The sequence below is a fragment of the Lactobacillus sp. UMNPBX19 genome (assembly GCF_002553805.1).
Lineage (GTDB): Bacteria > Bacillota > Bacilli > Lactobacillales > Lactobacillaceae > Lactobacillus.
This window is the reverse complement of sequence record NZ_PCYR01000062.1, coordinates 1-1859: the sequence shown is the minus strand read 5'-3', so window position 1 is coordinate 1859 and position 1859 is coordinate 1. Positions and strand designations below refer to the sequence as shown.

At 34.7% G+C, this 1859-nt stretch carries 1 protein-coding gene; it reads right to left on the bottom strand.

What is annotated here, in order from left to right; genetic code table 11:
• Positions 1–71: 71 nt before the first annotated feature.
• On the bottom strand, positions 72–1700 hold the full coding sequence (locus CP370_RS09015) for a peptide ABC transporter substrate-binding protein (protein WP_087713340.1): 1629 nt from the start codon (positions 1698–1700) through the stop codon (positions 72–74).
• Between the last annotated feature and the right edge of the window lie 159 nt (positions 1701–1859).

The window sequence follows — 1859 nt, the reverse complement described above, 5'->3', positions numbered from 1 at the left end:
CGCATCTATCAAACAGCCTAAACAAAAGTGTTCAAGTTATTATTGCAATTTACGATTTTTTATTTAACTACTTATTTTGCAACATAAGCATGCTTAAAGTTGTATGATGCACCAGCACCATTGTAAATAACTCCCTTAACTGATGGTTTTACCATCCATGCTTCTTGTTGGTGGAATAATGGACTCACACCTTGTTCTTCAAGTAAGATCTTTTCTGCATCTTCTAAGTCATGATTTCTCTTGTTTACATCACCCGTAGTCTTAGAATCAGCAAGTAAGCTGTTGTACTTTTCATTGTCCCACTTACCAAAGTTCATTGCGTTATCAGGTGTTAAAAGATCTAAGAAAGTAATTGGATCTGCAAAGTCACCACTCCATCCAGAGAAGGAAACATCAAAGTTACCAGATACCATTCTGTCGATTGCAGTCTTCTTAGGAATGTTTTGAACATGAACATTTACATCTTTCAATGTGTCTTCTAATTGACTTTGAAGAGTTTCTGTTGCTTTCTTACTTGCATCGTCATCGTAGCCAAGCAAGTTGAAAGTTAAACTAGTCTTTCCAAGTTCCTTAAGGGCTTCTTTATATAATTCACGTGCCTTCTTAGTATCATGTTTCATATAAGCTTCTGACTTAGGAGTTTCTACGTAGTCAACATAGTCTTTGCCCTTTATATCTACGATACCTGGTGCAGTTAAAGTCTTAGCTGCTTGGTTAGCTCCACCCAATGCATTTGCTAAAGCTTGACGGTCAATAGCCATTGAAATAGCTTGACGTAACTTAGCATTCTTAAATTCTGGTCTCTTAGCCATATTGTAGCTTAAGTACTGAGTACTTGCTTTCTTTCGAATAGTGTAACCAGTTTGATTCTTTAATTGCTTAGTGCCTTGTGCGTCTAAAACAGCTGCATCTAACTTACCTGATTGATATAAGTTGTAAGCAGTAGTAGGTGTCTTCTGAATTGAGTAATCGATACTCTTAAGCTTAACATCCTTCTTGTCCCAGTAAGAATCATTCTTAACTAATTTCCACTTCAAGTTAGAACCAGTCCAACCTTTTTGAACAAAGGGACCATTATAAACTTGATACTTAGAAGCAGTTCCGTAATTGCTACCAGACTTTTCAACAGTCTTTTGATTCTGAGGGAAGAATAATGGGAATCCCATTAACAACTTAAAGTATGGAATACGGTGTTCCAATTTAACTTCTAATTTGTAATTTCCTACTGCTTTGACACCTAAAGTACTTGGAGACTTCTTACCTTTAGTAATTTCGTCAGCATTTTCAATTCCAGAAAACAGAGAAGTATATTGAGAACCAGTCTTTGGATCAACTGTTCTCTGCCAAGAATAAACAAAATCTTTTGCAGTTACAGGATCGCCGTTTGACCATTTTGCACCTTTACGTAAAGTGAAAGTCCAATTCTTTCCGTCTTTACTTTCAACAGTCTTAGTTGCTAAAGCATTTTCAACTTTTGAATTCTTTCCTAAACGATAAAGACCTTCATAAACATTATTTAATTGATTAAAACCCGTTTCATCTGTGGCTTTAGAAATATCCATAGTTTGAAGTTCAGTTTTTTCCATCCAAGTTAATGCTTGGTCACCTGAAGAGCTATTATCTTTCTTACCACAAGCAGTTAGGGCAACAGCGGCAAGCGCAGCCGTCGAAACAGCCGCAAATATCTTCTTAACTTTCATATTGTCCCCTCCAAAAAAATAAAAATACATTAAATTAAGATGAACTTTATTAAACACTATTTAAATAAAAAAGTAAAGATATTTTTAGTAAAAAATTAAAATTAGAAACTGTCAAATCTTTTGTGTAAATAGATCTTTCTCGTAAATTGATTTTTTAAT

Coding starts and splice junctions, on each gene's coding strand:
- CP370_RS09015 (WP_087713340.1), bottom strand. CDS start 1,700: ATGAAAGTTAAGAAGATATTTGCGGCTGTTTCGACGGCTGCGCTTGCC.